This is a genomic window from Pseudomonas trivialis, assembly GCF_036864995.1.
Taxonomy (GTDB): Bacteria; Pseudomonadota; Gammaproteobacteria; order Pseudomonadales; family Pseudomonadaceae; genus Aquipseudomonas; species Aquipseudomonas trivialis.
The window spans coordinates 3405641-3430779 of sequence record NZ_CP142151.1 but is presented as its reverse complement, the minus strand read 5'-3'; the positions used below and the strand labels follow the sequence as shown (position 1 = coordinate 3430779).

At 61.8% G+C, this 25139-nt stretch carries 19 protein-coding genes and 5 pseudogenes; 14 read left to right on the top strand and 10 right to left on the bottom strand.

Going from position 1 to position 25139, the window contains the following annotated elements:
* Nucleotides 1-509 precede the first annotated feature (509 nt).
* The 3 genes from VRB54_RS14860 to VRB54_RS14850 form a co-directional block, all read right to left on the bottom strand.
* On the bottom strand, nucleotides 510-1409 hold the full coding sequence (locus VRB54_RS14860; RefSeq protein WP_338477797.1) for a hydroxymethylglutaryl-CoA lyase: 900 nt from the start codon (nucleotides 1407-1409) through the stop codon (nucleotides 510-512).
* 16 nt (nucleotides 1410-1425) lie between these two features.
* Nucleotides 1426-1818: a MerR family DNA-binding transcriptional regulator gene (locus tag VRB54_RS14855; RefSeq protein ID WP_338477796.1), complete on the bottom strand. Its 393-nt coding sequence runs from the start codon at nucleotides 1816-1818 to the stop codon at nucleotides 1426-1428.
* Nucleotides 1819-1964: 146 nt separating this feature from the next.
* Nucleotides 1965-2900, bottom strand: coding sequence for a LysR family transcriptional regulator (locus VRB54_RS14850; RefSeq protein ID WP_003238359.1), 936 nt, complete (start codon nucleotides 2898-2900; stop codon nucleotides 1965-1967).
* 151 nt (nucleotides 2901-3051) lie between these two features.
* Here VRB54_RS14850 and VRB54_RS14845 point away from each other — a divergent pair, with 151 nt between their 5' ends.
* Nucleotides 3052-4281 (top strand): acyl-CoA dehydrogenase, encoded by a 1230-nt coding sequence (locus VRB54_RS14845; RefSeq protein ID WP_338477795.1) that lies wholly within the window; start codon nucleotides 3052-3054, stop codon nucleotides 4279-4281.
* 121 nt (nucleotides 4282-4402) lie between these two features.
* Here the strand turns inward: VRB54_RS14845 and VRB54_RS14840 are convergent, their stop codons facing one another.
* From VRB54_RS14840 to xthA, 5 genes and pseudogenes are all read right to left on the bottom strand, one after another.
* Entirely contained in the window at nucleotides 4403-5734 is a 1332-nt protein-coding gene (locus tag VRB54_RS14840) for a phosphate ABC transporter substrate-binding/OmpA family protein (RefSeq protein ID WP_338477794.1), read from the bottom strand.
* A 333-nt stretch (nucleotides 5735-6067) separates the two neighbouring features.
* Nucleotides 6068-6223: pseudogene (locus VRB54_RS14835) on the bottom strand (exodeoxyribonuclease III); the annotation flags it as partial.
* 213 nt (nucleotides 6224-6436) lie between these two features.
* Nucleotides 6437-6592 (bottom strand): annotated as a pseudogene (locus VRB54_RS14830) (exodeoxyribonuclease III); the annotation flags it as partial.
* Nucleotides 6593-6805: 213 nt separating this feature from the next.
* A pseudogene (locus VRB54_RS14825) lies at nucleotides 6806-6961 on the bottom strand (exodeoxyribonuclease III); the annotation flags it as partial.
* Nucleotides 6962-7175: 214 nt separating this feature from the next.
* Nucleotides 7176-7988, bottom strand: coding sequence for an exodeoxyribonuclease III (xthA, locus tag VRB54_RS14820; RefSeq protein WP_338477793.1), 813 nt, complete (start codon nucleotides 7986-7988; stop codon nucleotides 7176-7178).
* A 170-nt stretch (nucleotides 7989-8158) separates the two neighbouring features.
* On the opposite strand from xthA, the gene VRB54_RS14815 reads away from it, so the two are divergent.
* The 11 genes and pseudogenes from VRB54_RS14815 (at nucleotide 8159) to VRB54_RS14765 (ending at nucleotide 20369) form a co-directional block, all read left to right on the top strand.
* Nucleotides 8159-8809: a GNAT family N-acetyltransferase gene (locus VRB54_RS14815; protein ID WP_338477792.1), complete on the top strand. Its 651-nt coding sequence runs from the start codon at nucleotides 8159-8161 to the stop codon at nucleotides 8807-8809.
* A 64-nt stretch (nucleotides 8810-8873) separates the two neighbouring features.
* Nucleotides 8874-10601 carry an autotransporter assembly complex family protein gene (locus tag VRB54_RS14810; RefSeq protein WP_338477791.1) on the top strand — a complete coding sequence of 576 codons (1728 nt, stop codon included), beginning with the start codon at nucleotides 8874-8876 and terminating at the stop codon, nucleotides 10599-10601.
* Nucleotides 10601-14284, top strand: a complete 3684-nt coding sequence (locus VRB54_RS14805) for a translocation/assembly module TamB domain-containing protein (protein ID WP_338477790.1) — start codon at nucleotides 10601-10603, stop codon at nucleotides 14282-14284. Before VRB54_RS14810 ends, VRB54_RS14805 begins: the two co-directional genes overlap by 1 nt.
* Nucleotides 14285-14521: 237 nt before the next feature.
* A complete protein-coding gene (locus tag VRB54_RS14800; RefSeq protein WP_338477789.1) occupies nucleotides 14522-14995 on the top strand; it encodes a MarR family winged helix-turn-helix transcriptional regulator in 474 nt (157 codons plus the stop codon).
* Nucleotides 14992-16443 (top strand): efflux transporter outer membrane subunit, encoded by a 1452-nt coding sequence (locus VRB54_RS14795; protein WP_338477788.1) that lies wholly within the window; start codon nucleotides 14992-14994, stop codon nucleotides 16441-16443. The genes VRB54_RS14800 and VRB54_RS14795 overlap by 4 nt, the downstream gene beginning before the upstream one ends.
* 15 nt (nucleotides 16444-16458) lie before the next feature.
* The gene (locus VRB54_RS14790) at nucleotides 16459-17661 is read left to right on the top strand and encodes an efflux RND transporter periplasmic adaptor subunit (RefSeq protein WP_338477787.1); all 1203 of its coding nucleotides are present in this window, start codon (nucleotides 16459-16461) and stop codon (nucleotides 17659-17661) included.
* Entirely contained in the window at nucleotides 17661-19190 is a 1530-nt protein-coding gene (locus VRB54_RS14785) for a DHA2 family efflux MFS transporter permease subunit (protein ID WP_338477786.1), read from the top strand. Before VRB54_RS14790 ends, VRB54_RS14785 begins: the two co-directional genes overlap by 1 nt.
* 163 nt (nucleotides 19191-19353) lie before the next feature.
* Nucleotides 19354-19485, top strand: coding sequence for a hypothetical protein (locus VRB54_RS14780; RefSeq protein WP_338477785.1), 132 nt, complete (start codon nucleotides 19354-19356; stop codon nucleotides 19483-19485).
* 198 nt (nucleotides 19486-19683) lie between these two features.
* Nucleotides 19684-19779: pseudogene (locus VRB54_RS14775) on the top strand (hypothetical protein); the annotation flags it as partial.
* A gap of 199 nt (nucleotides 19780-19978) precedes the next feature.
* A pseudogene (locus tag VRB54_RS14770) lies at nucleotides 19979-20074 on the top strand (hypothetical protein); the annotation flags it as partial.
* Nucleotides 20075-20237: 163 nt separating this feature from the next.
* Nucleotides 20238-20369: a hypothetical protein gene (locus tag VRB54_RS14765; RefSeq protein WP_338477784.1), complete on the top strand. Its 132-nt coding sequence runs from the start codon at nucleotides 20238-20240 to the stop codon at nucleotides 20367-20369.
* Nucleotides 20370-20503: 134 nt separating this feature from the next.
* Here VRB54_RS14765 and lpxH read toward each other — a convergent pair whose 3' ends face one another.
* Together lpxH and VRB54_RS14755 are read right to left on the bottom strand one after the other, a co-directional pair.
* Nucleotides 20504-21253 carry a UDP-2,3-diacylglucosamine diphosphatase gene (lpxH, locus tag VRB54_RS14760; RefSeq protein ID WP_338477783.1) on the bottom strand — a complete coding sequence of 250 codons (750 nt, stop codon included), beginning with the start codon at nucleotides 21251-21253 and terminating at the stop codon, nucleotides 20504-20506.
* The gene (locus tag VRB54_RS14755; RefSeq protein ID WP_003174772.1) at nucleotides 21250-21753 is read right to left on the bottom strand and encodes a peptidylprolyl isomerase; all 504 of its coding nucleotides are present in this window, start codon (nucleotides 21751-21753) and stop codon (nucleotides 21250-21252) included. The genes lpxH and VRB54_RS14755 overlap by 4 nt, the downstream gene beginning before the upstream one ends.
* A 260-nt stretch (nucleotides 21754-22013) precedes the next feature.
* Between VRB54_RS14755 and VRB54_RS14750 the strand changes: the two genes are divergently transcribed.
* Both VRB54_RS14750 and cysS read left to right on the top strand, forming a co-directional pair.
* Nucleotides 22014-23714, top strand: a complete 1701-nt coding sequence (locus tag VRB54_RS14750) for a glutamine--tRNA ligase/YqeY domain fusion protein (protein WP_338477782.1) — start codon at nucleotides 22014-22016, stop codon at nucleotides 23712-23714.
* An 18-nt stretch (nucleotides 23715-23732) separates the two neighbouring features.
* Nucleotides 23733-25115, top strand: a complete 1383-nt coding sequence (cysS, locus tag VRB54_RS14745) for a cysteine--tRNA ligase (protein ID WP_338477781.1) — start codon at nucleotides 23733-23735, stop codon at nucleotides 25113-25115.
* The last annotated feature ends 24 nt before the right edge of the window (nucleotides 25116-25139 follow it).

The window sequence follows — 25139 nt, the reverse complement described above, 5'->3', positions numbered from 1 at the left end:
GGGGCAAGCCCGCTCGCCACAGGTTTTTCTGTTTGCTGTGCGACAGCGCAAAGTGGAGCCTCCAACCTTTATGGGCAGAAACGACAAAAGGGACCCGAAGGTCCCTTTCAATGTGTCGTTGCGTGCTCTTTTTTATTATTGAGGGGCGGCCTGTTGTTGTTTTTGGCAGCCGTAGCCCTTTACCGCTGTTTTGGGTGACCCCCATCCGGGGTCAAGAGCAAACGTATTTTTTTGAGCGCTGAAGTGCTTCCAAAAAAATCTGTTAGCTGCGTCTCTGCCGTGTTGTTTTTGTTATGTCAGAGTCGTTACGTCTTGTTTTTATTAGGCTTGGTGCTTTTTATTCTTGTTATGCCATAGAGATAGCAGGAGCCATGCCAACTTTTTAAAATCCTTTAAAATCAATGTCTTAATTTTTGTGCTGCGATTGCCTCTGCGCAAAGGCGGCCAATTATGTTCCCGCGTTACCCGCTGTGTAGGCGCCAGGTAACACATTGTCACAGCCTTGCTACTCAACTGGCGCTACGCACCTTCGCCACCCGCGACCCACTGGCGCGCCCCAGCACTTGGCTGATCTGCCGGCCCGCTTCAATCAGGCGCGAGAGGTCGATACCGGTGTGGATGCCCAGCCCGTCGAGCAGGTACACCACGTCCTCGGTGGCGACGTTACCGCTGGCGCCCTTGGCATATGGGCAGCCACCAAGGCCCGCGATAGAGCTGTCGAACACCTGAATGCCTTCCAGCAGGCTGGCGTAGATATTCGCGATCGCCTGGCCGTAAGTGTCGTGGAAGTGTCCGGCAAGCTTCTCCCTTGGCACTTGGGCGCCAACCACCTCGAACAATCGCCGCGTGTCGCCCGCCGTGCCGGTGCCGATGGTGTCGCCCAGGGACACCTCATAACAGCCCATGGCGTACAGCTCGCGGGCCACCGCAGCGACCTGTTCCGGCGCGACGTCACCTTCGTAAGGGCATCCCAGCACACAGGACACGTAGCCGCGCACGCTGACACCGTGCTGCCGGGCTGCGCTCATGATCGGTGCGAAGCGCTCCAGGCTTTCGCTGATCGAGCAGTTGATGTTGCGCTGCGAGAACGCCTCGGACGCAGCCGCAAACACCGCGACCTCCTTGACGCCCGCCGCCAGTGCATCTTCAAAGCCGCGCAGGTTGGGCGCCAGCGCGCCGTAGATCACGCCGGGCTTGCGCCGGATCTGCGCAAACACCTCGGCGGAGCCTGACATCTGCGGCACCCATTTGGGCGACACAAAGCTGCCTACTTCTATATAGCCCAGCCCGGCGTCGCTCAAGGCGTCCACCAGACGGACCTTGTCCGCCACGGCGATGGGCTGGGCTTCGTTCTGCAAACCGTCGCGCGGGCCGACTTCAACCAGGCGTACGTGGGAGGGGAGGGACATGAGGGTTACCTTCTGTTCAATGGCCAGACTGGCTCATGGTATGGGCCAGGGCTTGAGTGCAGCGTTCTTCGGCGGTGTCCAGTTCCAGCTTCATTTGTTCGATGTCCAGCAGTTGCTGTTCCAGTTGTTCACGTCGCTCGGCGATCTTGCTCAGCATGCTGTTGAGCTGGATATGGTTGCCGCTGGTGGGGTCGTAGAGTTCGATCAGCTCACGGCACTCGACCAGGGAGAAACCGATGCGCTTGCCGCGCAGAATCAGCTTGAGGCTGACCTTGTCGCGCGCCGAGTAGATACGCTCCTGGCCCCGACGCTCGGGGGCCAGCAGGCCTTGCTCTTCATAAAATCGAATGGCGCGGGTGGTGATGTCGAGCTCGCGGGCGAGGTCGGAGATGCTGTAGGTGGTGCTCATGGCGGCGCTCGGCGAATGGCTTGACGCTAAGCTAATGTCTGGTTGACGTAAACGTCAATAACATCCCATGGCTTTCATATTGCCGTGGCGAGCGGGCTTGCCACCACTGCAACCCCGGCAAGCCCGGCAAGCCCGCCCAGTAAAGATCAAGCCTGCTTGCCATCGAGCTTCTTCTCATGGGCCGTCACCTGTTGGCACAGCTCGATCATCTGTTCACGCATCCAACGGTTGGCCGGGTCCTGGTCGGTGCTTTCATGCCAGTACAAATGGGTTTCCACGGGCGGCACGTCGTTAACCGGCAGGTTGACCCAGTGCAGTTCGTGGCGACGGGCGAAACGCTCGGGCACGGTCATGACCATGTCGGTCTGCTGCAGCACCTGCGAGGCCATCAGGTAATGCTGGGAACGCAGCGCGATCTTGCGCTGGATGCCCATCTTGCCCAGGGCCAGGTCGACATGGCCCAGGCCGTTGCGGCGGCTGGAGATATGAATGTGGGTCAGCGACAGGTAGTCATCCAGGCTGAGCTTGTCCTTGCCCGCCAGCGGATGGCCCTTGCGCATGGCGCACACGTAGCGGTCTTCCATCAGCTTGACGTGACGCACCTGCGGGTCGGTGTTGAGCGGTGCGTCCACGGCAAAATCCAGACGCCCGGCCGCCAGTTCCTTGGTGGTCTCGCGGCGCTTGGACAGGAAACTTTCGATGACCACCGTGGGCGCCAGCCGGCGCAGGCGTTGGAACAGCAGCGGCAGAATCACCGCCTCGGTGAGGTCGGTCATACTGATGCGATAGGTCTTGGCCGCCTGCTGAGGATTGAAAATCCGGCTTTCCTGCACCGACACCCGCAGTAACGACAGCGCGTTGCGCACCGGGCCGATGATGTTCTGCGCCATGGGCGTAGGCACCATGCCCTGGGCGGTGCGCACGAACAGCGGGTCGTTGAAGGTCTCGCGCAGGCGGGCCAGCGCGTTGGACACTGCCGGCTGCGTAATGCCGACGATCTGCCCGGCGCGAGTCAGGTTGGCTTCGGTGTAGATCGCATCAAAGACGATGAAGAGGTTCAGGTCGACCTTGCTCAGATTCATTGCGTTGCGCTCTTATTGTTAGGTGCCGATAGGCTGATCATATATCGGTGATGAATGTTAATACACGCCGAGAATAGGCTAGGTAAATTATCAGCGCTGTTCTAGCATCGAATTCATGACCTAAACAACCTCTCAGAGAAGGGAGCTGCCCATGGATTTCGCCTATTCGCCCAAGGTTCAGGAACTGCGTGAACGCGTCACTGCGTTCATGGACGCTTACGTCTACCCGGCCGAGCCGGTGTTCGAACGCCAAGTCAGCGAAGGCGACCGCTGGCAGCCCACCGCCATCATGGAAGAACTCAAGGCCCGCGCCAAAGCCGAAGGCCTGTGGAACCTGTTCCTGCCCGAGTCCGAACTTGGCGCCGGCCTCACCAATCTGGAATACGCGCCGCTGGCCGAAATCATGGGCCGCTCGCTGCTGGGGCCGGAGCCGTTCAATTGCTCGGCCCCCGACACCGGCAACATGGAAGTGCTGGTGCGCTATGCCAACGAAGAACAGAAACAGCGCTGGCTCGAACCGCTGCTGCGCGGCGAGATCCGTTCGGCCTTTGCCATGACCGAGCCGGACGTGGCCTCGTCCGATGCCACCAACATGGCCGCCCGTGCCGAGCGCCAAGGCGATGAGTGGGTCATCAACGGCAAAAAATGGTGGACCTCCGGCGCCTGTGACCCGCGCTGCAAGATCCTCATCTTCATGGGCCTGAGCAACCCGGACGCGCCGCGTCACCAGCAGCATTCGATGATCCTGGTGCCGGTGGACACACCCGGTGTGAAAATCCTCCGCCCGCTGCCGGTGTTCGGCTACGACGACGCGCCCCATGGTCACGCCGAAGTGCTGTTCGACAACGTACGCGTGCCCTGCGAAAACGTCCTGCTCGGCGAAGGCCGTGGCTTCGAGATCGCCCAGGGGCGCCTCGGCCCCGGCCGCATCCACCATTGCATGCGCTCGGTGGGCATGGCCGAACGTGCGCTGGAGTTGATGTGCAAACGCTCGGTCAGCCGCACCGCATTCGGCAAGCCGTTGGCACGTTTGGGCGGTAACATCGACAAGATCGCCGACTCACGCATGGAAATCGATATGGCGCGCCTGCTGACCCTGAAGGCCGCCTACATGATGGACACCGTGGGCAATAAAGTGGCGAAAAGCGAGATCGCGCAAATCAAGGTGGTCGCGCCGAATGTGGCCCTGAAGGTGATCGACCGCGCGATCCAGATGCACGGCGGTGCCGGCGTCTCCAACGATTTCCCGTTGGCCTACATGTATGCCATGCAACGCACCCTGCGCCTGGCCGATGGCCCGGATGAAGTGCATCGCGCGGCGATCGGCAAGTTCGAGATTGGCAAGTATGTGCCCAGGGAGATGATGCGCGGCGGGCAGTAACACCGCGTCGCCTGCAATCGCGGGCAAGCCCGCTCCCACATTTTGAATTGTGAATACAGTGCAAATGTGGGAGGGGGCCTGCTCCCGATGAGGCCCGTCCTGAGAACCCCAAACTCCAGCCTCAGTACACCCAGACCTCCACCCGCCGATTCTTGATCCGCCCCTCATCCGCCGTATTCGCCGCCACCGGCATCTGCGCGCCAAACCCGCGAATGTCGCGCAGCAAGACGCCGCTCTTGACCAGTTCCCTGCGCACCGCCATCGCCCGCAATTTCGACAGCAACGCCGCGCGCTGCGGATCATTCTTGGCATCGCCAAACCCCACCAGCGTCACCTGCTTGTCGAGCTTGCCGTGGTTTTTCAGATAGGCCACCACCCGCAGCACATCCTGACGTGCCTTGGTGTCCAGGCTGGCGCTGCCTTCCTCGAAGCGAAAATTCACGCTCAAGCGCTGGGCATCGCGGGCAATCGCTTGATAGTCCGCCGGCATCGACGCACGCGGTTGCACGCCAATGGCCTGCACCTGCTGGGCAATAAAGCCGTTGGCCGCGACGATTGCCTGGCCCTGGCTGCTCTGGGCAAAGTCCACCAGCGCCCTGGCCCAAGGGTTGTGGCTCGTCGGCGGCAGGTAAAAGAACAGGCGCCGCGACAGCGGGTAATCTTCGGTGGCGATCAGGCTGTTGAGCGGCAACATCGGTTGTGAATCGCCATCGGCAATCGCCACCGCCTTGACCTGGCGTATGTAGGGCAGGCCGATAAAGCCGATGCCCTGGGGATCGCGGCTGACTGCATCGGACAATGCTTCGCTGGACTCGAAACGCCGCGCGCTTGAAGCCAGCGGTTTGCCGCGCCGGTTCAGCACCAGTTCCTTGAACGTGTCGTAGGTGCCGGACTGGTCATCCCGCGCATACAGATGAACAGGCCCGCCGACGCCACCCAGGTCCTCCCAGGTGCTGACCTCGCCGTTGAAGAGCTGCGCCAGTTGTTCGGTGTCGAGGGTGTTCAGCGGGTTGAGCGGGTTAACGATGATGGCCAGGCCATCGATGGCGATCACCTGTTCGGCTTCGGGGCTTTTCAGGTCGCCCAGTGGCTCAAGGTCTACCAGCTCGCTGTCCTTGATCGGGCGAGACGCCGCTGCGAGGTCTGCGCTGGCTTTTTTCAGCGCGGCAAAGCCGGTGCTGGAGCCATGGGCTGCCACCTCGATGGTCACGTTCCTGCCCTGGCGCGTCTTGCCGACCACGCGCTGCTCGTTTGGCCCATCGCCCGGTTCGATGTGCACCCGTTGCACGCCCTCGTGCTCCAGCAAGCCCGTCACCAAAGCCGGGCCCAGCGCTGCGCCGATGGTGTTGGAACCCTGAATGCGCAAGGCAGGGCCGTGCTCGGGTACAGGCAGTTGAGCCGACACGGCAACCAGAGGAAAAAGGGTCAAAAGAAACAGAACGCGCAGCATCATGCCGGCACCTTCAAAGAGAGTGCGACGAGATTAAGTCAGAGAGTTTGCAGAAATATGACCGAGACGCGCCCCGTCAAGCTGCGCCAGGAAAGAGCGTGGGAGGGGCAAGCCCGCGCTTATCAAGTGAGTTCTTTTCAGCAACAACACCCCTGTGGCGAGCGGGCTTGTCCCGCGTTGGGCTGCACAGCAGCCCCAAACCCTGCTCTGCGCGGTATCAGGTACACCGCGTTTCTTCAATTGGGGGCGCTTCGCACCCCAACGCGGGGCAAGCCCGCTCGCCACAGAGGTTCCAGTTTGCTGCGTGACAGCGCCAGGTCGAAGACAGTCAGGGGTTCAGCTCAATTCGAGCCAGATCGGCGCATGGTCCGACGGTTTCTCCAATCCACGCAGGTCGTAGTCCACGCCGGCATCCTTGACCCTTGGCAGCAGCCCGTTGGACGCCATGATCACGTCAATCCTCAGCCCGCGCTTGGGCTCGTCCTCAAACCCGTGAATGAGTTCTTTCAGCAACAACATCCCTGTGGCGAGCGGGCTTGTCCCGCGTTGGGCTGCACAGCAGCCCCAAACCCTGCTCTGCGCGGTATCAGGTACACCGCGTTTCTTCAATTGGGGGCGCTTCGCACCCCAACGCGGGGCAAGCCCGCTCGCCACAGAGGTTCCAGTTTGCTGCGTGACAGCGCCAGGTCGAAGACAGTCAGGGGTTCAGCTCAATTCGAGCCAGATCGGTGCATGGTCCGACGGCTTCTCCAATCCACGCAGGTCGTAGTCCACGCCGGCATCCTTGACCCTTGGCAGCAGCCCGTTGGACGCCATGATCACGTCAATCCGCAGCCCGCGCTTGGGCTCGTCCTCAAACCCGTGAATGAGTTCTTTCAGCAACAACATCCCTGTGGCGAGCGGGCTTGTCCCGCGTTGGGCTGCACAGCAGCCCCAAACCCTGCTCTGCGCAGTATCAGGTACACCGCGTTTCTTCAATTGGGGGCGCTTCGCACCCCAACGCGGGGCAAGCCCGCTCGCCACAGAGGTTCCAGTTTGCTGCGTGACAGCGCCAGGTCGAAGACAGTCAGGGGTTCAGCTCAATTCGAGCCAGATCGGCGCATGGTCCGACGGCTTTTCCAATCCACGCAAGTCGTAGTCCACGCCGGCGTCCTTGACCCTTGGCAGCAGCCCATTGGACGCCATGATCACGTCAATCCGCAGCCCGCGCTTGGGCTCGTCCTCAAACCCGTGAATGAGTTCTTTCAGCAACAACATCCCTGTGGCGAGCGGGCTTGTCCCGCGTTGGGCTGCGCAGCAGCCCCAAAACCATGCTCTGCGCAGTATCAGGTACACCGCGTTTCTTCAATTGGGGGCGCTTCGCACCCCAACGCGGGGCAAGCCCGCTCGCCACAGAGGTTCCAGTTTGCTGCGTGACAGCGCGAAGTCAAAGACAGTCTGGGCTTCAGCTCAATTCGAGCCAGATCGGCGCATGGTCCGACGGCTTTTCCAATCCACGCAAGTCGTAGTCCACGCCGGCGTCCTTGACCCTTGGCAGCAGCCCGTTGGACGCCATGATCACGTCAATCCTCAGCCCGCGCTTGGGCTCGTCCTCAAACCCGCGGCTGCGGTAGTCGAACCAGCTGAAGCGGTCGGTCACGTCGGGGTAGAGATGCCGGAAACTGTCCACCAGGCCCCAGTTCTTCAGGCGGGCCATCCATTCGCGTTCTTCTGGCAGGAAGCTGCACTTGCCGGTTTTCAGCCAGCGCTTGGCATTGTCGGCGCCGATGCCGATGTCGCAGTCCTGCGGGGAGATATTCACGTCGCCCATCACCACCAGCGGCTGCTCGTTGCTGAACCGGCTTTCCAGCAACTGCTGCAAGTCTTCATAAAAGCGCTGCTTGGCGCGGAACTTGGTCGGGTGGTCACGGCTTTCGCCCTGGGGGAAATAGCCGTTCATGACCGTGACCGGGTGGCCGTTTTCATCGGCGAACGTGCCCCAGATGAAACGGCGCTGGGCGTCCTCTTCATCACTGTCGAAGCCCTTGTGCACGCTCAAGGCCTCCTTGCGCGACAGCAGGGCTACGCCGTAATGACCTTTCTGACCGTGGTAGTACACGTGGTAGCCCAGCGCCTGCACCTCGGCCAGGGGAAACTGGTCATCGTGAACCTTGGTTTCCTGCAGACCGATGACGTCGGGTTGGTGTTTGTCGATCAGCGCCGCCAACTGATGAGGGCGGGCACGCAGCCCGTTGATATTGAAGGAGACGATTTTCATGGTCGGCAGGTCCAGTCTGGCAAAAAGGGCGATGCTAGCCGACAAGTCCGGCCGGGGCCAGCGTGGCGGCAGGGCATCTGCGTTGCCAATGTCTTGGAACGACTGCTGCGCCGCAGGTTCGTAACCCTATGAACGCCGCCTTTCGAGTGGCGCCCAGGGAGATTGACTGCATGCTTGACACTTCAACCGCCACTGCCGAAATTCGCGTGCTCAACAGCGGCTATTCCCGCGAGGCCCGCGCGCTGCTGTACCAGGCTTATCGCCAAGAGCCGACCTTCGCCTACATCTTCGAAGCGCAGCGCCCCGGCTATGAACTGCGGGTGCGCGCAACGGTGCGTGAGCTGGTCAAGCAACATTTCTTCCAGAAACTCCCGGCCATCGGGCTGTTCGTTGACGACAAGATGATCGGCATTGCCCTGATCGCGCCGCCGCAACGACGCCTGGGTATCACCGAGAGCTGGGCCTGGCAAATTCGCATGTGGCTGAGCACCGGCGTGCGCGGCACCCGGCGTTATCTGGATTACCACCACGCGGTGCTGGCGTGCCTGCCCACCGATTCGGTGCATGTATTACCGCTGCTGGGCGTTCACCCGCAATTCCAGGGCCAGCACTATGGGGAGCAGTTGCTTGAAGCGGTACACAACTGGTGCGCCGACGACCCGCATTCCTCGGGCGTGGTGCTCGATACCGGTAATTCACGCTACCTGGCGTTCCTCGAACGCCAGGGCTACGAGGAAATCGGCGAAGTTGCCGTAGGACCCGTCCTGGAGCATGTGTTTTTTCATGCCAACCCCCAGTCTTTGCGGGCTGCAACGATTTGAGACAGATTTTTTCAGAAAAATCCGGGTTCAAAGACTCCCTCTCGCTCATGTAGCATCCGCGCCTATGAAGCTTCCAGGAAGATTTACCAGCAGCCTGGTCCTGCTGTTCACAAGCTGTGGCGCATGGGCGCAGAGCGAATTGGACGTGCGGATCAAGCCCTCAAACGACGCGTTGAAAGCCAACATCGAAGGCTATATCGGCGGGGTTGGCGATCGTGATGAAGAAGCCTTGCTGCGGTTCAGTCGCGGTGCCGAAGAGCAGGCGCGTAAAGCCGCCCAGGCGTTGGGCTTCTATCAATCGCAGATCGCCAGTGACGTGAAGGGCGGCAAAAACCCGCGCCTGATCCTCACCATCGACCCCGGCGAGCCGGTGCATTTGCGCAACGTGACCATTCGGGTCGACGGCCAGGCCGCGAACCTCAAGGCCTTTCGCCTGCCCGTCAGCGACGACCTCAAGTCCGGCGCGGTGCTCAATCACGGTCATTACGAAGACGCCAAGCGCCTGATTCAGAACCAGGCCTCGCGCTATGGTTTTTTCAGCGGTCGCTTTACCAGTCAGACCCTCTCGGTGGACCCGAAGGCGGGCGTGGCCGATATCGACCTGGTGTATGACAGCGGCCCGCGCTACAGCATGGGCAAAGTCAGCTTTACCGGCGATACGCCGTTCGACGAAGACCTGCTGCAACGCATGGTGCCGTTCAAGAGTGGCACGCCGTACGACTCCGAGCTCATCGCCGAACTCAACCAGAACCTGCAAGCCAGCGGCTTCTTCGAAGGTGTGCGGGTGGACGCGACCCCTGCCGGCGCCAAAGACGACGTGATCCCGGTGGCCGTGCAACTGGAAACCCGCAAGCCACGCACCATGGGCCTGGGCCTTGGCTACTCCACCGACGTCGGCCCGCGCGGCAAGGCCAACTGGACGCGCCATTGGGTCAACCCCCAGGGGCACAGCTATGGCTGGGAGGCAGAACTGTCGGCGCCACGGCAGAACGTTGGCTTGTGGTACGACGTGCCGCTCGATCCGCCGCTCACCGACAAGCTTCGCTTCGCCGGCGGCTACCAGAATGAAGAAATCGCCAACACCGACGCCCTGAGTAAATTGCTCACCGTCGGCCCCGAGTGGCACAGTAAATTGCCCAGCGGCTGGACGCGTGTGATCTCGCTCAAATACCAGCGTGAAGAATACCGCCTGGGCAATGACTCGGGCCTGAGCAACCTGGTGATGCCGGGTATCAACTATTCCTATTTGCGCAGTGACAACCGCATCGACCCGCATAACGGTTATCGCCTGGCCTTCGATGCCAAGGTCGCCAAGGAAGGCCTGGGCTCGGACACCAACCTGCTTTACGGCACCGCGACGATCAAGGGCTTGACCACTCTGTGGGACAACCACCGTTTCCTCGGTCGTGCGCAGTTCGGCGGCAGTGCCACCAACGGCTACCAGTCCGTGCCGCCGTCCTTGCGTTTCTTCGCCGGTGGCGACCAGAGCGTGCGGGGTTACGAGTACCAGACCCTGTCGCCGGAGAACGACCGTGGCGACCGTATCGGTGGCCGCTACATGGTGGCCCTGAGCGCCGAGTACCAATATTCAATCGCCGAAAAATGGCGAATCGCAACCTTCATCGACCAGGGCAACTCGTTCAATACCCTGGACATGCCTAGCCTTAAAACCGGTGTCGGCGTCGGCGTACGCTGGGTGTCTCCGGTAGGCCCGATCCGTCTCGACCTGGCCCATGCCCTGGAAGACCCGGGCGGCATCCGACTGCACTTTTCCATGGGGCCTGAGCTGTGATGCGTGGTTTGAAAATCGCGGGGCTGGCGTTGATCGCTGTTCTCGCCTTGTTGTTGCTGGCGCTGTGGACGGTGCTGGGTACGCAGGCCGGCAGCCGCTGGGTGCTGGGCCAGGTACCTGGGTTGAGCGTGGAGAATTTTCAGGGCCGGTTGGGCGGGCAGTGGAGCGCCGATCATCTGCTGTGGCAGCAGGGCTCCAGCCGCGTCGAGCTGGATGCGCCGACGCTGACCTGGTCTCCGGCCTGTCTTTTGCGCATGACACTGTGCATCGATCAGTTGGATGTGGAGCAGGTCAACCTGCAATTTGCGCCGAGCGGCGAAGCGAGCAGCGAGCCCATCGCGTTGCCGGATCTGAAGCTGCCCTTGGCGATCCAACTCGGTGAGGTGCGCGTCGGCAGCCTGCTGTTCAACGGCAGCGAGCAACTCAAAGGCCTGCAGTTGGCGGCGCACTGGACCGCCGCAGGCATGCGTATCGACTCGGTGCACCTGGAACGCGATGGCCTGGTGCTCGACCTCGCAGGCCTGCTGCAACCTGTCGGCGACTGGCCATTAAACGCCACCGGCAACCTCAGCCTGCCGTACGCGCCCGGTGGCGCGCCGTGGACGGTGGCGTTGAGGGTCGAAGGCGATCTGCTCAAAACCCTCAAGCTTGATGCCGACAGCAGCGGTTACCTGCCGGCCAGGCTCACCGGCGAGCTGCAACCGCTGGAAGAGAACCTGCCGGCACAGGTGCGCATCACCGCGGACAGCTTCAAGCCCAGCGCTGATCTGCCCGATACCCTGCAACTCAATCAACTGGATGTCACTGCCAGCGGCGACCTGAAAAGCGGTTACCAATTGCTTGGCAAAGCCGTATTGCCTGCGGAAAAAGGCCCGCTGGATCTTCTGCTGCAAGGCAGGGTCGACGCCAGGGGCGCGCAGATCGCCGGCCTTGATCTGAACGCCGGCGACAAACAGAACCTCAAACTCAGCGCCAACCTGGATTGGCAGCAAGGCTTCAGCGCGGACGCCAAAATCGACTGGCTCGACTTCCCCTGGCATCGCCTTTACCCGCTGATTGACGAGCCGCAGGTCACCTTGCACACCTTCAACGGCGAAATCTCCTATAAAGACGGCAACTACCTGGGCAACCTCAAGGCCGATCTCGACGGCCCGGCGGGCAAGTTCACGGTGGTCACGCCGTTCAGTGGCGATCTCAGGCAGGTGTTCCTGCCCGAGCTGAAAGTCACCGCAGGCCAGGGCAAGGCCGCAGGCCATCTGAATCTGCAGTTCGCCGAGGGTATCGCCTGGGACACGGCGCTGGAGCTATCGGCGCTGAACCCCGCGTACTGGGTGGCGGAATTGCCTGGCACCCTGGCCGGGCCATTGCGCAGCAAGGGCGAGTTCAGGAACGATCAACTCAAGCTCGACGTCGACCTCAACCTCAAAGGTCAACTGCGCGGGCAAACCGCCGTGTTCGTCGCCAGGGCCGAAGGCGCGGGCGAGCAATGGACCCTCGCCAACCTGGATCTGCGCCTGGGCGACAACCGCATCAACGGCAGCGGCAGCCTGCAACAGCGTTTGGCCGGCCAGATCGACATCAAGCTGGCGCGCCTGGCCCAGTTGTGGCCGCAACTGCGCGGCCAGGTCAACGGCCGGCTCGACGTGGCTGGCACCTTGAAGGCGCCGCAAGGCAAGCTTGGCCTCAAGGGCCAACAACTGGCGTTTGCCGACAATCAGCTGCAAAACCTGAGCCTCGACGCCACCCTGGATAAAGCCCAGCGCGCGAAGATCGACCTCAAGGGCAGTGGCATTCAAAGCGGCGAGACTCAGGTCGGCACGCTCACCGCCAGTGCCCAGGGCGATATCAAGAACCAGAAAGTCCAGTTGGACATCGCCGGCCCGCTGGTCAAGCTGGCGCTCGCGCTGGACGGCAACCTCGACAAAGGCAACTGGCGCGGGCGTCTGGCCAGCGGCGACGTGCAAGCCGGTGGCCAGGACTGGCGGCTGCAGGCCCCGGCCCGGATCGAGCGTCTGGCGGATGGCAAGCTGACGTTCGCCGCCCATTGCTGGGTCTCCGGCGGCGCGAGCCTGTGCGGTGAAGACCAGCGCCTGATGCCCGAGCCCAAGTTGCGCTACCACCTCAAGCAATTCCCGATCGACAGCCTGGCGGCATTTTTGCCCAAGGACTTTGCCTGGCAGGGCAGGCTCAACGCCGACGTGCAGCTCGATCTTCCAGAGAGCGGCCCGAAGGGCGTGGTCTCGGTGGACGCCAGTGGCGGCACCCTGCGTGTCAAGGACAAGGCCCAGTGGCTGGATTTTCCCTATGACACCCTCAAGCTGGAAACCACCCTCAATCCCAAGCGCATCGACACCCAACTGAATTTCCGTGGCGGCAAACTGGGCGAGCTGTTGTTGCAGGCACAGATCAATCCATTGCCCGCCAACAAGCCGATCACCGGCAACTTCAGCCTCACCGGCCTGGACCTGGCGGTGGCGCGGCCATTTGTGCCGATGGTGGAAGCGCTCACCGGCAAGCTCAACGGCACCGGGCGCATTTCCGGCGGTTTGCTTGCGCCCCTGGTCAACGGCAGCGTCAATCTGGTGGGCGGCGAAATCTCCGGGCCGGAGCTGCCCCTCAGCCTCCAGGACCTCAACGTGCAAGCGCTGATCGCTGGCGAAAGTGTGCAACTCAACGGCGGCTGGCGCAGTGGCAAGGCTGGGCAGGGCAGCCTCAAGGGACAGGTCGACTGGGGCCAGGCGCTGGCGGTCGATCTCAGCCTCACGGGTTCGCAGTTGCCGGTGACGGTCGAGCCTTACGCCGTGCTGGAAGTGGCGCCCGACCTGAAGATCAGCCTCAAGAACGACAAGCTGGCGGTTGCCGGCAAGGTCCGCATCCCGCGTGGCGACATCACCGTGCGTGAGTTGCCGCCGTCCACGGTCAAGGTCTCCGATGACACGGTGATCGTCGGCAGCCAGACTGAAGAGGGCAAGGCGCCGATGGCAATGGCCATGGATATCGATGTGGAGGTCGGTGAAGACAAGCTCAACTTCGCAGGCTTTGGTCTCACCGCCAAGGTGCAGGGCCATGTGCATATCGGCGACAACATGGACACCCGCGGCGAGCTGTGGCTCAACGACGGTCGCTACCGCGCTTACGGGCAACGCCTCAATGTGCGGCGTGCGCGATTGTTGTTCGCCGGGCCCCTGGACCAACCGTTCCTGGATATCGAAGCGGTGCGCGTCACCACCGAAGCCTCGCGAACGGTGACGGCCGGTATTCGCCTGAGCGGCAGCGCCGAGCAGCCCACCACGCAGATCTTCTCCGAGCCGGCCATGGCCCAGGAGGATGCGCTGTCGTATCTGGTGCTGGGGCGTTCGCGTACCAACAACGGTGAAGACAACAACATGCTCGCCGAAGCGGCGCTGGGCCTGGGCTTGATGGGCAGCTCCGGGGTCACCACCGACATTGCCAACAAGCTGGGCATCCAGGATTTCGACCTCGATACCCAGGGCGCCGGCAACAAGACTGCCGTGGTTGCCAGCGGCAAGATCAACGAGAAGCTGAGCCTGCGTTACGGGGTAGGCGTGTTCGAACCGGCCAATACCATCGCCTTGCGCTACCTGCTGAGCAAAAAGGTTTACCTGGAAGTGGCGACCGGCGTGGCCAGCTCGCTGGACATCTTCTACAAACGCGATTTCTAGGTCTTTACTCAATCAGAAACTGTGGGAGGGGGCTTGCTTCCGATAGCGGTGTATCAGTCAGCTTATCTGTGGCTGACACACCGCCATCGGACGCAAACCCCCTTTCATGGTTGATGGCATTTCAGCCATATATCGGCTAGATACCAAGCAAGCTAATAATTCCATTTGACATTCGCTGCCTAAGCAGTAACATCTCGTCACACATTCGCTGCCTAGGCAGTAATAAGGTGACTTCCGATGACCCATTTCACCCCTGACAGTTTTCGCCACTGTCATCTCGGCTTGTTGCTGGGACGGGCGGCGTTGCTCAAGGACCGCATCATCGACACCCATATGGAACCCCACGGCGTCACTGCCGCGCAGTTCAAGGTGTTGATCATCATTGCCCAGTTCGACGTCGACACCCCGGCCGAGCTGTGCCGCAACCTGTCGCTGGACAGCGGCTCGATGACCCGCATGCTCGACCGTCTAGAACAAAAGGGCCTGCTGGCGCGCCAGCGTTCCGAGCAGGACCGGCGCCAGGTGCGGCTGGTGCTCACCGAAGACGGCCAGCGCCTGGCGGACATGCTGCCGCACATCGGCGCGCAGTCGATGAACGAGCTGGCCGGCGCCCTGGAGCCCGGCGAACTGCAGACCCTGGAAAGAATCCTCAAGAAAATCCTCGTTGCAGCGGGTGACGCCATCGTCATCCAGCGGGTAGGTACAGAATGAACACACGTGCGTTATGCCTGGTGCTGGTGGCCATGAGCATGGCCGGTTGCGCCAACTACAGCGGCCTCGACACCCAGGGTCGGCGCCTCGACGCCAACACCCTGCAAACCGGCAAGTCCCTCGCTGGGGTGACGCTCTCCAGTGCGGCCTGGCCTGCGCCCGACTGGTGGAAGAGCCTCGGCGACCCGCAACTGGACGGCCTGATTCAGGAAGCCCTGCGCAACAGCCCGGACATGCAGGTTGCCAGTGCCCGCGCCCATCAGGCCGAAGCGGCCGCCTATGCGGCCAACGCTGCGCGCCTGCCTACCGTGGATGCCAGCGCCGGCGTGAGTCGTTCGCGCCTGGCCCGGGACCAGGACCCGCGCGGCGAAGGCGATGCCTATTCGACCGTGCGCAACATCGGCGCCAGCTTCAATTACACCTTCGACCTGTGGGGCGGCCAGCGTGCTGCCTGGGAAGCCGCGTTGGGTCAGGCCCGTGCCGCCGAAGTCGACCAGCAGGCCGCGCGTCTGACCCTGGCCGCCAACGTGGCCAAGGCCTACAGCGACCTGGGCCAGGCGCATATCGTGCGTGACCTGGCCAATGACGACCTCAAGCGCACCCGCCAGATGCTCGACCTGAGTCAGCGCCGCCTGAACTCCGGGATCGACAGCCAGTACCAGTATCAGCAAACCGAAAGCCTGGAGGCCAGTAGCCAGTCGCAACTGATCGACGCGGAAAAACAGCTGCAGAGCGCCAGAATCGCCCTCGCGGTGTTACTCGGCAAAGGTCCGGATCGTGGCAATGAACTGGCCCGTCCCGCAGTGCTGCAACCCGCCGCCGTGGCCGTGCCTTCGGTGCTGCCTGCCGAGCTGCTTGGTCGTCGTCCTGACCTGATCGCCGCGCGCTGGCGCGTCGAAGCTGCGAGCAAGGACATTGCCGCCAGCAAGACGCGCTTCTACCCCAACCTCAACCTGAGCGCGAGCGCCGGAGCCGAGTCGTTGCTGGGCGATGCGATGTTCGGTTCGGCCAGCCGCTTCTTCAACATTGCGCCCACGATCTCGCTGCCGATCTTCGACGGCGGCCGCCTGCGCGCCGACCTCGATGCGCGCGATGCCGATTACGACCTGGCCGTGGCCCAGTACAACAAAACTCTGGTGCAGGCCTTGGGCGATATCGGCAGCACGCTCGCGCAACTGCGTGATACCGCGCGGCAGATCCAGGCCCAGCAACACGCGGCGGACATCGCGCGGCAGTCCTACGACACCGGGCTGCAACGCTACAGCTCAGGCATCGGGAATTACCTGGATGTGCTGAGCATCGAGCAGCAACTGCTCCAGGCCCAACGCCAACTGGCCAGCCTGAAGGCTGCGCAGATCGATCTGTCGATTCAATTGATGCAGGCCCTGGGTGGCGGCTACAGCGCCGCAGACGTTGCGTCGACCACCCCCGGTGCACGCACGGAATAATGTGAGGTATTTGTCATGGCCACTGCCGAAAACAGCAACGCAACAGAGCAACCCAAAACCGACAGCAACCCGCGCAAACGCAGGATCATGCTGATCGGCCTGGCGCTGATCGTCATCCTCGGCGCCCTGGGCGTGTGGGGCTGGTATGAGTTTTACGGGCGCTTCAATGAAAGCACCGACGACGCCTATGTAAACGGCAACGTGGTGGAAATCACCCCGCTGGTCACTGGCACCGTGGTCAGCATCGGCGCCGACGATGGCGACCTGGTCCACGAAGGCCAGGTGCTGATCAACTTCGACCCCAACGACGCCGCCGTCGGTTTGCAAAGTGCCCAGGCCAACCTCGCCCGCACCGTGCGCCAGGTACGCGGCTTGTACAGCAATGTCGATGGCATGAAAGCCCAGGTCAACGCGCAGAAGGCTGACGTGCAAACCGCCCAGGACAATTACAACCGTCGCAAGACCCTGGCTCAGGGTGGGGCGATTTCCCAGGAAGAACTGTCCCACGCCCGTGACAGCCTGACCGCTGCGAAAAATGCCCTGACCAACCTCGAGCAACAGCTCAAGACCAGCAATGCCCTGGTGGACGACACGGTGATTTCCTCCCACCCGGATGTGCAGACCGCCGCTGCGCAACTGCGCCAGGCGTACCTGAGCAATGCGCGCAGCACCTTGATCGCACCGGTCACCGGCTACGTGGCCAAGCGCACTGTGCAACTGGGCCAGCGCGTGCAGCCCGGCTCCGCGTTGATGGCGGTGATCCCGCTGAACCAGCTGTGGATCGACGCCAACTTCAAGGAAACCCAGCTGCGCGACATGCGCATCGGCCAGCCAGTGGACATCGAGTCGGATATCTACGGCAGCGACGTCAAATACAGCGGCACCGTCGACAGCCTCGGCGCTGGCACTGGCAGCGCTTTCGCCCTGCTGCCGGCACAGAACGCCACCGGCAACTGGATCAAGATCGTGCAACGGGTGCCGGTGCGCATCCATATCAACGCCGAAGAGCTGGCCCAGCATCCGCTGCGTGTGGGCTTGAGCACCGTGGTCAATGTCGACCTGCACGACAAGAGCGGCCCGGTACTCGCGCAGCAGGCGCCGCAAAAGGCGACGTTCACCACCAATGTGTATGACCGCCAACTGGCCGAAGCCGATGCCATGATCAGTCAGTTGATCCATGACAACAGCGTCGCCGCCCCCAAGGCTGCGCAACGCTGATGAGCAATAACGCCTCCTTCACGCCGCCCAGCCTGCTGATGGCCACCATTGGCCTGTCGCTGGCGACCTTCATGCAGGTGCTCGACACCACCATCGCCAACGTGGCGCTGCCGACCATCTCCGGCAACCTTGGCGTGAGTTCGGAGCAGGGGACCTGGGTGATCACCTCGTTTGCGGTGAGCAACGCGATTGCCCTGCCGCTCACCGGCTGGTTGAGCCGGCGCTTTGGCGAGGTAAAGCTGTTTTTGTGGGCGACCATGCTGTTTGTGCTGGCCTCGTTTATGTGTGGCATTTCCACCTCGATGCCGGAGCTGATCGCGTTTCGTGTGGTGCAGGGACTGGTCGCGGGGCCGTTGTACCCGATGACCCAGACCCTGCTGATTGCGGTTTATCCACCCGCCAGGCGGGGCATGGCCCTCGCGTTACTGGCGATGGTGACGGTGGTGGCGCCGATTGCCGGGCCTATTCTTGGCGGCTGGATCACGGACAGCTACAGCTGGCCGTGGATCTTTTTTATCAACGTGCCCCTGGGCATCTTTGCCGTGCTCGTGGTACGTGCGCAGTTGAAGAAGCGGCCGGTGGAGACCAGCTATCAGCCGATGGATTACATCGGTCTGCTGAGCTTGATCATTGGCGTCGGTGCCTTGCAGATCATCCTCGACAAGGGCAACAACCTGGACTGGTTCGAATCCAACTTCATCATCATCGGGTCGGTGATCTCGGCGGTTGCGCTGGCGTTTTTCGTGATCTGGGAAATGACCGACAAGCACCCTGTGGTTAACCTGAGGCTGTTCGCCTACCGCAACTTTCGGATTGGCACCATTGTGATGATCGGCGGTTATGCCGCTTTCTTCGGTATCAACCTGATCCTGCCGCAGTGGCTGCAAACCCAGATGGGCTACACCGCCACCTGGGCGGGTCTGGCGGTGGCGCCGATCGGGATCCTGCCGGTACTGATGTCGCCGTTCGTGGGCAAATACGCGAACAAATTCGACCTGCGTCTGCTGGCAGCGCTGTCGTTTCTGGCGATGGGGCTAAGCTGTTTCATGCGTGCGGGTTTCACCAACGAGGTGGATTTCACGCATATCGCGCTGGTGCAATTGTTCATGGGCATCGGCGTGGCGCTGTTCTTCATGCCGACCCTGACCATCCTGATGTCCGACCTGCCACCGAGTCAGATCGCCGACGGCGCGGGGCTTGCGACTTTCCTGCGTACCCTTGGCGGCAGTTTCGCGGCCTCGCTCACCACCTGGATCTGGATTCGCCGGGCGGACCAACACCATGCCTACCTGAGCGAGAATATCAACACGTACGACTCGACCACCCGTGATGCGTTGCAGGCGCTTGGCGGGGCAGGGCAGAAGGGCTATGCGCAACTGGATCAGATAGTGACCAGCCAGGCGTACATGATGTCCACCGTGGATTACTTCACGCTGATGGGTTGGCTGTTCGTGGCGTTGATGTTGGTGGTGTGGCTGGCCAAGCCGCCATTCGGCGCCAAGGCCGGGCCGCAGGCGTCCGGGCACTGACTTGAGCATGTACCGGGTCAAAAGGTGGGAGGGGGCTTGCTCCCGATTGCAGTGGGTCAGCTAAAGAATGGCTGACTGATCCACCGCCATCGGGAGCAAGCCCCCTCCCACATTTGATCTGTTGTGTTCTTGTGTCAGGCACCTGGTCGTCGACCTGCAACTTATGGATAGCCGGACGGTGCGTGTGGCCGTGGACCCGCTGATGGGCTGGCTGTTCGTGGCGTTGATGTTGGTGGTGTGGCTGGCCAAGCCGCGGTTCGGCGCCAAGGCCGGGCCGCAGGCGTCCGGGCACTGACTTGAGCATGTACCGGGTCAAAGGTGGGAGGGGGCTTGCTCCCGATTGCAGTGGGTCAGCTAAAGAATGGCTGACTGATCCACCGCCATCGGGAGCAAGCCCCCTCCCACATTTGATCTGTTGTGTTCTTGTGTCAGGCACCTGGTCGTCGACCTGCAACTTATGGATAGCCGGACGGTGCGTGTGGCCGTGGACCCGCTGATGGGCTGGCTGTTCGTGGCGTTGATGTTGGTGGTGTGGCTGGCCAAGCCGCCGTTCGGCGCCAAGGCCGGGCCGCAGGCGTCCGGGCACTGACTTGAGCATGTACCGGGTCAAAAGGTGGGAGGGGGCTTGCTCCCGATTGCGGTGGGTCAGCTAAGGAGTGGCTGACTGATCCACCGCCATCGGGAGCAAGCCCCCTCCCACATTTGATCTGTTGTGTTCTTGTGTCAGGCACCTGGTCGTCGACCTGCAACTTATGGATAGCCGGACGGTGCGTGTGGCCGTGGACCCGCTGATGGGCTGGCTGTTCGTGGCGTTGATGTTGGTGGTGTGGCTGGCCAAGCCGCCATTCGGCGCCAAGGCCGGGCCGCAGGCTTCCGGGCACTGACTTGAGCATGTACTGGGTCAAAATGTGGGAGGGGGCTTGCTCCCGATTGCAGTGGGTCAGCTAAAGAATGGCTGACTGATCCACCGCCATCGGGAGCAAGCCCCCTCCCACATTTGATCTGTTGTGTTCTTGTGTCAGGCACCTGGTCGTCGACCTGCAACTTATGGATAGCCGGACGGTGCGTGTGGCCGTGGACCCGCTGATGGGTTGGCTGTTCGTGGCGTTGATGTTGGTGGTGTGGCTGGCCAAGCCGCCGTTCGGCGCCAAGGCCGGGCCGCAGGCGTCCGGGCACTGACTTGAGCATGTACCGGGTCAAAAGGTGGGAGGGGGCTTGCTCCCGATTGCAGTGGGTCAGCTAAGGAATGGCTGACTGATCCACCGCCATCGGGAGCAAGCCCCCTCCCACATTTGATCTGTTGTGTTCTTGTGTCAGGCACCTGGCAGGGCCAGCTGTGGGTTCACAAAATCAAACGCCGCCAATTGAAACCCTTGCTCATCCACCTGCAACGCCCAGCCCTGCCTGTCCCAATCCCCCAGCACAATGCGCCTGGCCGCCTGGTCGCCAATCTGCAGCTTATGGATGGCCGGGCGGTGCGTGTGGCCGTGGACCAGGGTGCGCACGCCAAATTGCTGCATTACCTGTGGTACTTCGTCGGGGGTGACATCGACAATGTCGTTGGCCTTCATGCGCGTTTGCGCGCGGCTTTCACTGCGCAGTTTGCGCGCCAGTTTGTGGCGGCTGCGCAGGGGCAGGTGGCGCAGGACAAACAGCACGAGCGGGTTACGCAGAATGCGCCGCAGCTTCATATAGCCAAGGTCGCGGGTGCAGAGGCTGTCGCCGTGCATCAACAGCACGGGCTCGCCATACAGCTGCACGACACTCGGATCCTTGAGCAGTCGGGCGCCTGCCAGTTTGCAGAACGCCTTGCCGAGCAGGAAATCGCGGTTGCCGTGCATGATAAAAATTGCGGTGCCGCTGTCGCTCAGTTCGCGCAGCGCCTCGCCAATGGAGCGCTGGAACGGCGTCATCCCATCATCGCCAATCCAGGCTTCAAAGAAGTCCCCCAGAATGTACAACGCCTGGGCGCCACGGGCGCGGCCGTGGAGCAGATCCAGAAACGCCCGGGTAATGTCCGGGCGATCCTCTTCCAGATGCAAATCTGAAATCAGCAATATCACCCAACGATCTCGGCTTTCTCGACGATCACGTCTTCTGCTGGAACGTCCTGGTGACCGGCCTTGGAGGTGGTGGACACGCCTTTGATCTTGTCGACAACGTCAGTGCCTTCGGTGACTTTGCCGAACACTGCGTAACCCCATCCCTGCACGTTCTTGCCGCTGTGGTTGAGGAAAGCGTTGTCGGCGACGTTGATGAAAAACTGCGCGGAGGCCGAATGCGGCTCCATGGTACGGGCCATGGCGACGGTATACTTGTCGTTGGAAAGGCCGTTATCCGCTTCGTTCTGGATGCTTGGACGCTTGTCTTTCTTCTCTTTCATGCCTGGCTCGAAACCGCCGCCCTGGATCATGAAATTGCCGATGACGCGGTGGAAAACCGTGTTTTCGTAGTGGCCGGCCTTTACGTACTCGATGAAGTTGGCGACGGTGATCGGCGCTTTCTCGGCGTTCAGCTCGATGACGATGTCACCGTGGTTGGTGGTCAGTTTGACTTGAGTCATGTTCACTACTCTTTTCAGGGAATTCGTGGGTTTGGGCGTTTGAACGCTTTACCTGTCTGGCCAAACGACGGCCAGGGCGCGCAGTTTAGCGTGCCTTGCAGGAATTTTGAGGTGGTTTTTTACCGCGCCTGTCATTAAAGCAGCAATTAAAGCAGCAGTTTTCGGCCGTGCCCTGTCAGGTGGTTGACCGCTTCGGCTATGATAAGCCCTTTGTTTTATCTGGCCTCACCCGGCCACGAACCTGTCTGTTCAAGGATCCTATGAGCAAGCCCACTGTCGACCCTACCTCGAATTCCAAGGCCGGACCTGCCGTCCCGGTCAATTTCCTGCGTCCGATCATCCAGGCGGACCTCGATTCGGGCAAGCACACGCAGATCGTCACCCGCTTCCCGCCAGAGCCCAACGGCTACCTGCACATCGGTCACGCCAAGTCGATCTGCGTGAACTTCGGCCTGGCCCAGGAATTCGGCGGTGTCACGCACCTGCGTTTCGACGACACCAACCCGGCCAAGGAAGACCAGGAATACATCGACGCCATCGAAAGCGACATCAAGTGGCTGGGCTTCGAATGGTCCGGTGAAGTGCGCTATGCGTCCAAGTATTTCGACCAGTTGTTCGACTGGGCCGTCGAGCTGATCAAAGCCGGCAAGGCCTATGTGGACGACCTGAGCCCGGAACAGGCCAGGGAATACCGTGGCACCCTGACCGAGCCAGGCAAGAACAGCCCGTTCCGCGACCGTTCGGTAGAAGAGAACCTCGACTGGTTCAACCGCATGCGCGCCGGCGAGTTCCCGGACGGCGCCCGCGTGCTGCGCGCCAAGATCGACATGGCCTCGCCGAACATGAACCTGCGCGACCCGATCATGTACCGCATCCGCCACGCCCATCACCACCAGACCGGTGACACGTGGTGCATCTACCCCAACTACGACTTCACCCATGGCCAGTCCGACGCCATCGAAGGCATCACCCACTCCATCTGCACCCTGGAGTTCGAAAGCCATCGCCCGCTGTACGAATGGTTCCTGAGCAATCTGCCGGTGCCGGCGCAGCCGCGTCAGTACGAGTTCAGCCGCCTGAACCTGAACTACACCATCACCAGCAAGCGCAAGCTCAAGCAATTGGTGGATGAAAAGCACGTGCACGGTTGGGATGACCCGCGCATGTCCACGCTGTCGGGCTTCCGCCGTCGCGGCTACACCCCGGCGTCGATCCGCAATTTCTGCGAGATGGTTGGTACCAACCGTTCCGACGGAGTGGTCGACTTCGGCATGCTCGAGTTCAGCATCCGCCACGACCTCGACGCCAACGCGCCGCGCGCCATGTGCGTGCTGCGGCCGTTGAAAGTCGTGATCACCAACTACCCCGAAGGCCAGGTCGAAAACCTCGAGCTGCCGCGTCACCCGCAAAAAGAAGAGCTGGGCGTGCGCAAGCTGCCGTTCGCCCGTGAAATCTACATCGACCGTGACGACTTCATGGAAGAGCCGCCAAAAGGCTACAAGCGCCTGGAGCCGAACGGCGAAGTGCGCCTGCGCGGCAGCTACGTGATCCGCGCCGACGAGGCAATCAAGGACGCCGATGGCAACATCGTCGAACTGCGCTGCTCCTACGACCCGGACACCCTCGGCAAGAACCCCGAAGGCCGCAAGGTCAAGGGCGTGGTGCACTGGGTACCGGCCGCGGCCAGCATCGAATGCGAAGTGCGTCTGTACGATCGCCTGTTCCGTTCGCCAAACCCCGAGAAGGCCGAAGACAGCGCGAGTTTCCTCGACAACATCAACCCCGATTCCCTGCAAGTACTCACAGGTTGTCGTGCCGAGCCATCCCTGGGCGACGCACAGCCGGAAGACCGTTTCCAGTTCGAGCGCGAAGGTTACTTCTGCGCGGATATCAAGGACTCCAAACCTGGTCAGCCGGTATTCAACCGTACCGTGACCTTGCGTGATTCGTGGGGCCAGTGATTCTCTAAGGAAGCCGTTGTGCTAACGATCTACAACACTCTCAGCAAGACTAAAGAAGTCTTCAAGCCGCTGGATGGCAACAAGGTGCGCATGTACGTGTGCGGCATGACCGTATACGACTACTGCCACATCGGCCACGGCCGCAGCATGGTTGCCTTCGACCTGGTGACCCGCTGGCTGCGTTTCAGCGGCTATGACTTGACGTACGTGCGCAACATTACCGACATCGACGACAAGATCATCAACCGCGCCAGGGAAAACGGCGAGTCGTTCGACGCGCTGACCGCGCGCATGATCGCCGCGATGCACGAGGACGAGGCGCGTCTCAACATCCTCAAGCCGGACATGGAGCCGCGTGCCACCGACCACATCGCCGGCATGCACGCGATGATCCAGACCCTGATCGACAAGGGTTACGCCTACGCCCCGGGCAATGGCGACGTGTACTACCGCGTGGCCAAGTTCATGGGCTACGGCAAGCTGTCACGCAAGAAGATCGAAGACCTGCGCATCGGCGCGCGCATCGAAGTCGACGAGGCCAAGCAGGACCCCCTCGACTTCGTGCTGTGGAAAGCCACCAAGCCCGGCGAGCCGAGCTGGGAGTCGCCGTGGGGCGCCGGGCGTCCGGGCTGGCACATCGAATGCTCGGTGATGTCCACCTGCTGCCTGGGCGAAACCTTCGACATTCATGGCGGTGGCAGCGACCTGGAGTTTCCGCACCACGAAAACGAAATCGCCCAGAGCGAAGCCGCCACCGGCAAGACCTACGCCAATGCCTGGATGCACTGCGGCATGATCCGCATCAATGGCGAGAAGATGTCCAAGTCCTTGAACAACTTCTTCACCATTCGCGACGTGCTGGAAAAGTACCACCCGGAAGTGGTGCGTTACCTGCTGGTGTCCAGCCATTACCGCAGCGCCATCAACTATTCGGAAGACAACCTCAAGGACGCCAAGGGCGCCCTGGAGCGGTTCTACCACGCGTTGAAAGGCTTGCCCGCCGTGGCCCCGGCCGGCGGTGAAGCGTTCGTGGCGCGGTTTACTGAAGTGATGAACGACGACTTCGGTACACCGGAAGCCTGCGCGGTGCTGTTCGAGATGGTGCGCGAGATCAACCGCCTGCGTGAGAGCGATCTCGATGCGGCGGCGGGCCTGGCGGCTCGTCTGAAAGAACTGGCGAGCGTGCTCGGCGTGCTGCAGATGCAAGCAGATGACTTCCTGCAGGCCGGTGCTGAAGGGCGAGTGGACGCAGCGCAAGTGGATGCGCTGATCCAGGCGCGGCTGACGGCTCGTACCAACAAAGACTGGGCGGAATCCGACCGTATCCGTGACCAACTGACCGCGATGGGTGTGGTGTTGGAAGACGGGAAGGGCGGGACGACGTGGCGGCTGGCTGACTGACGGTTGGTGGCCGCTCGCTGAATG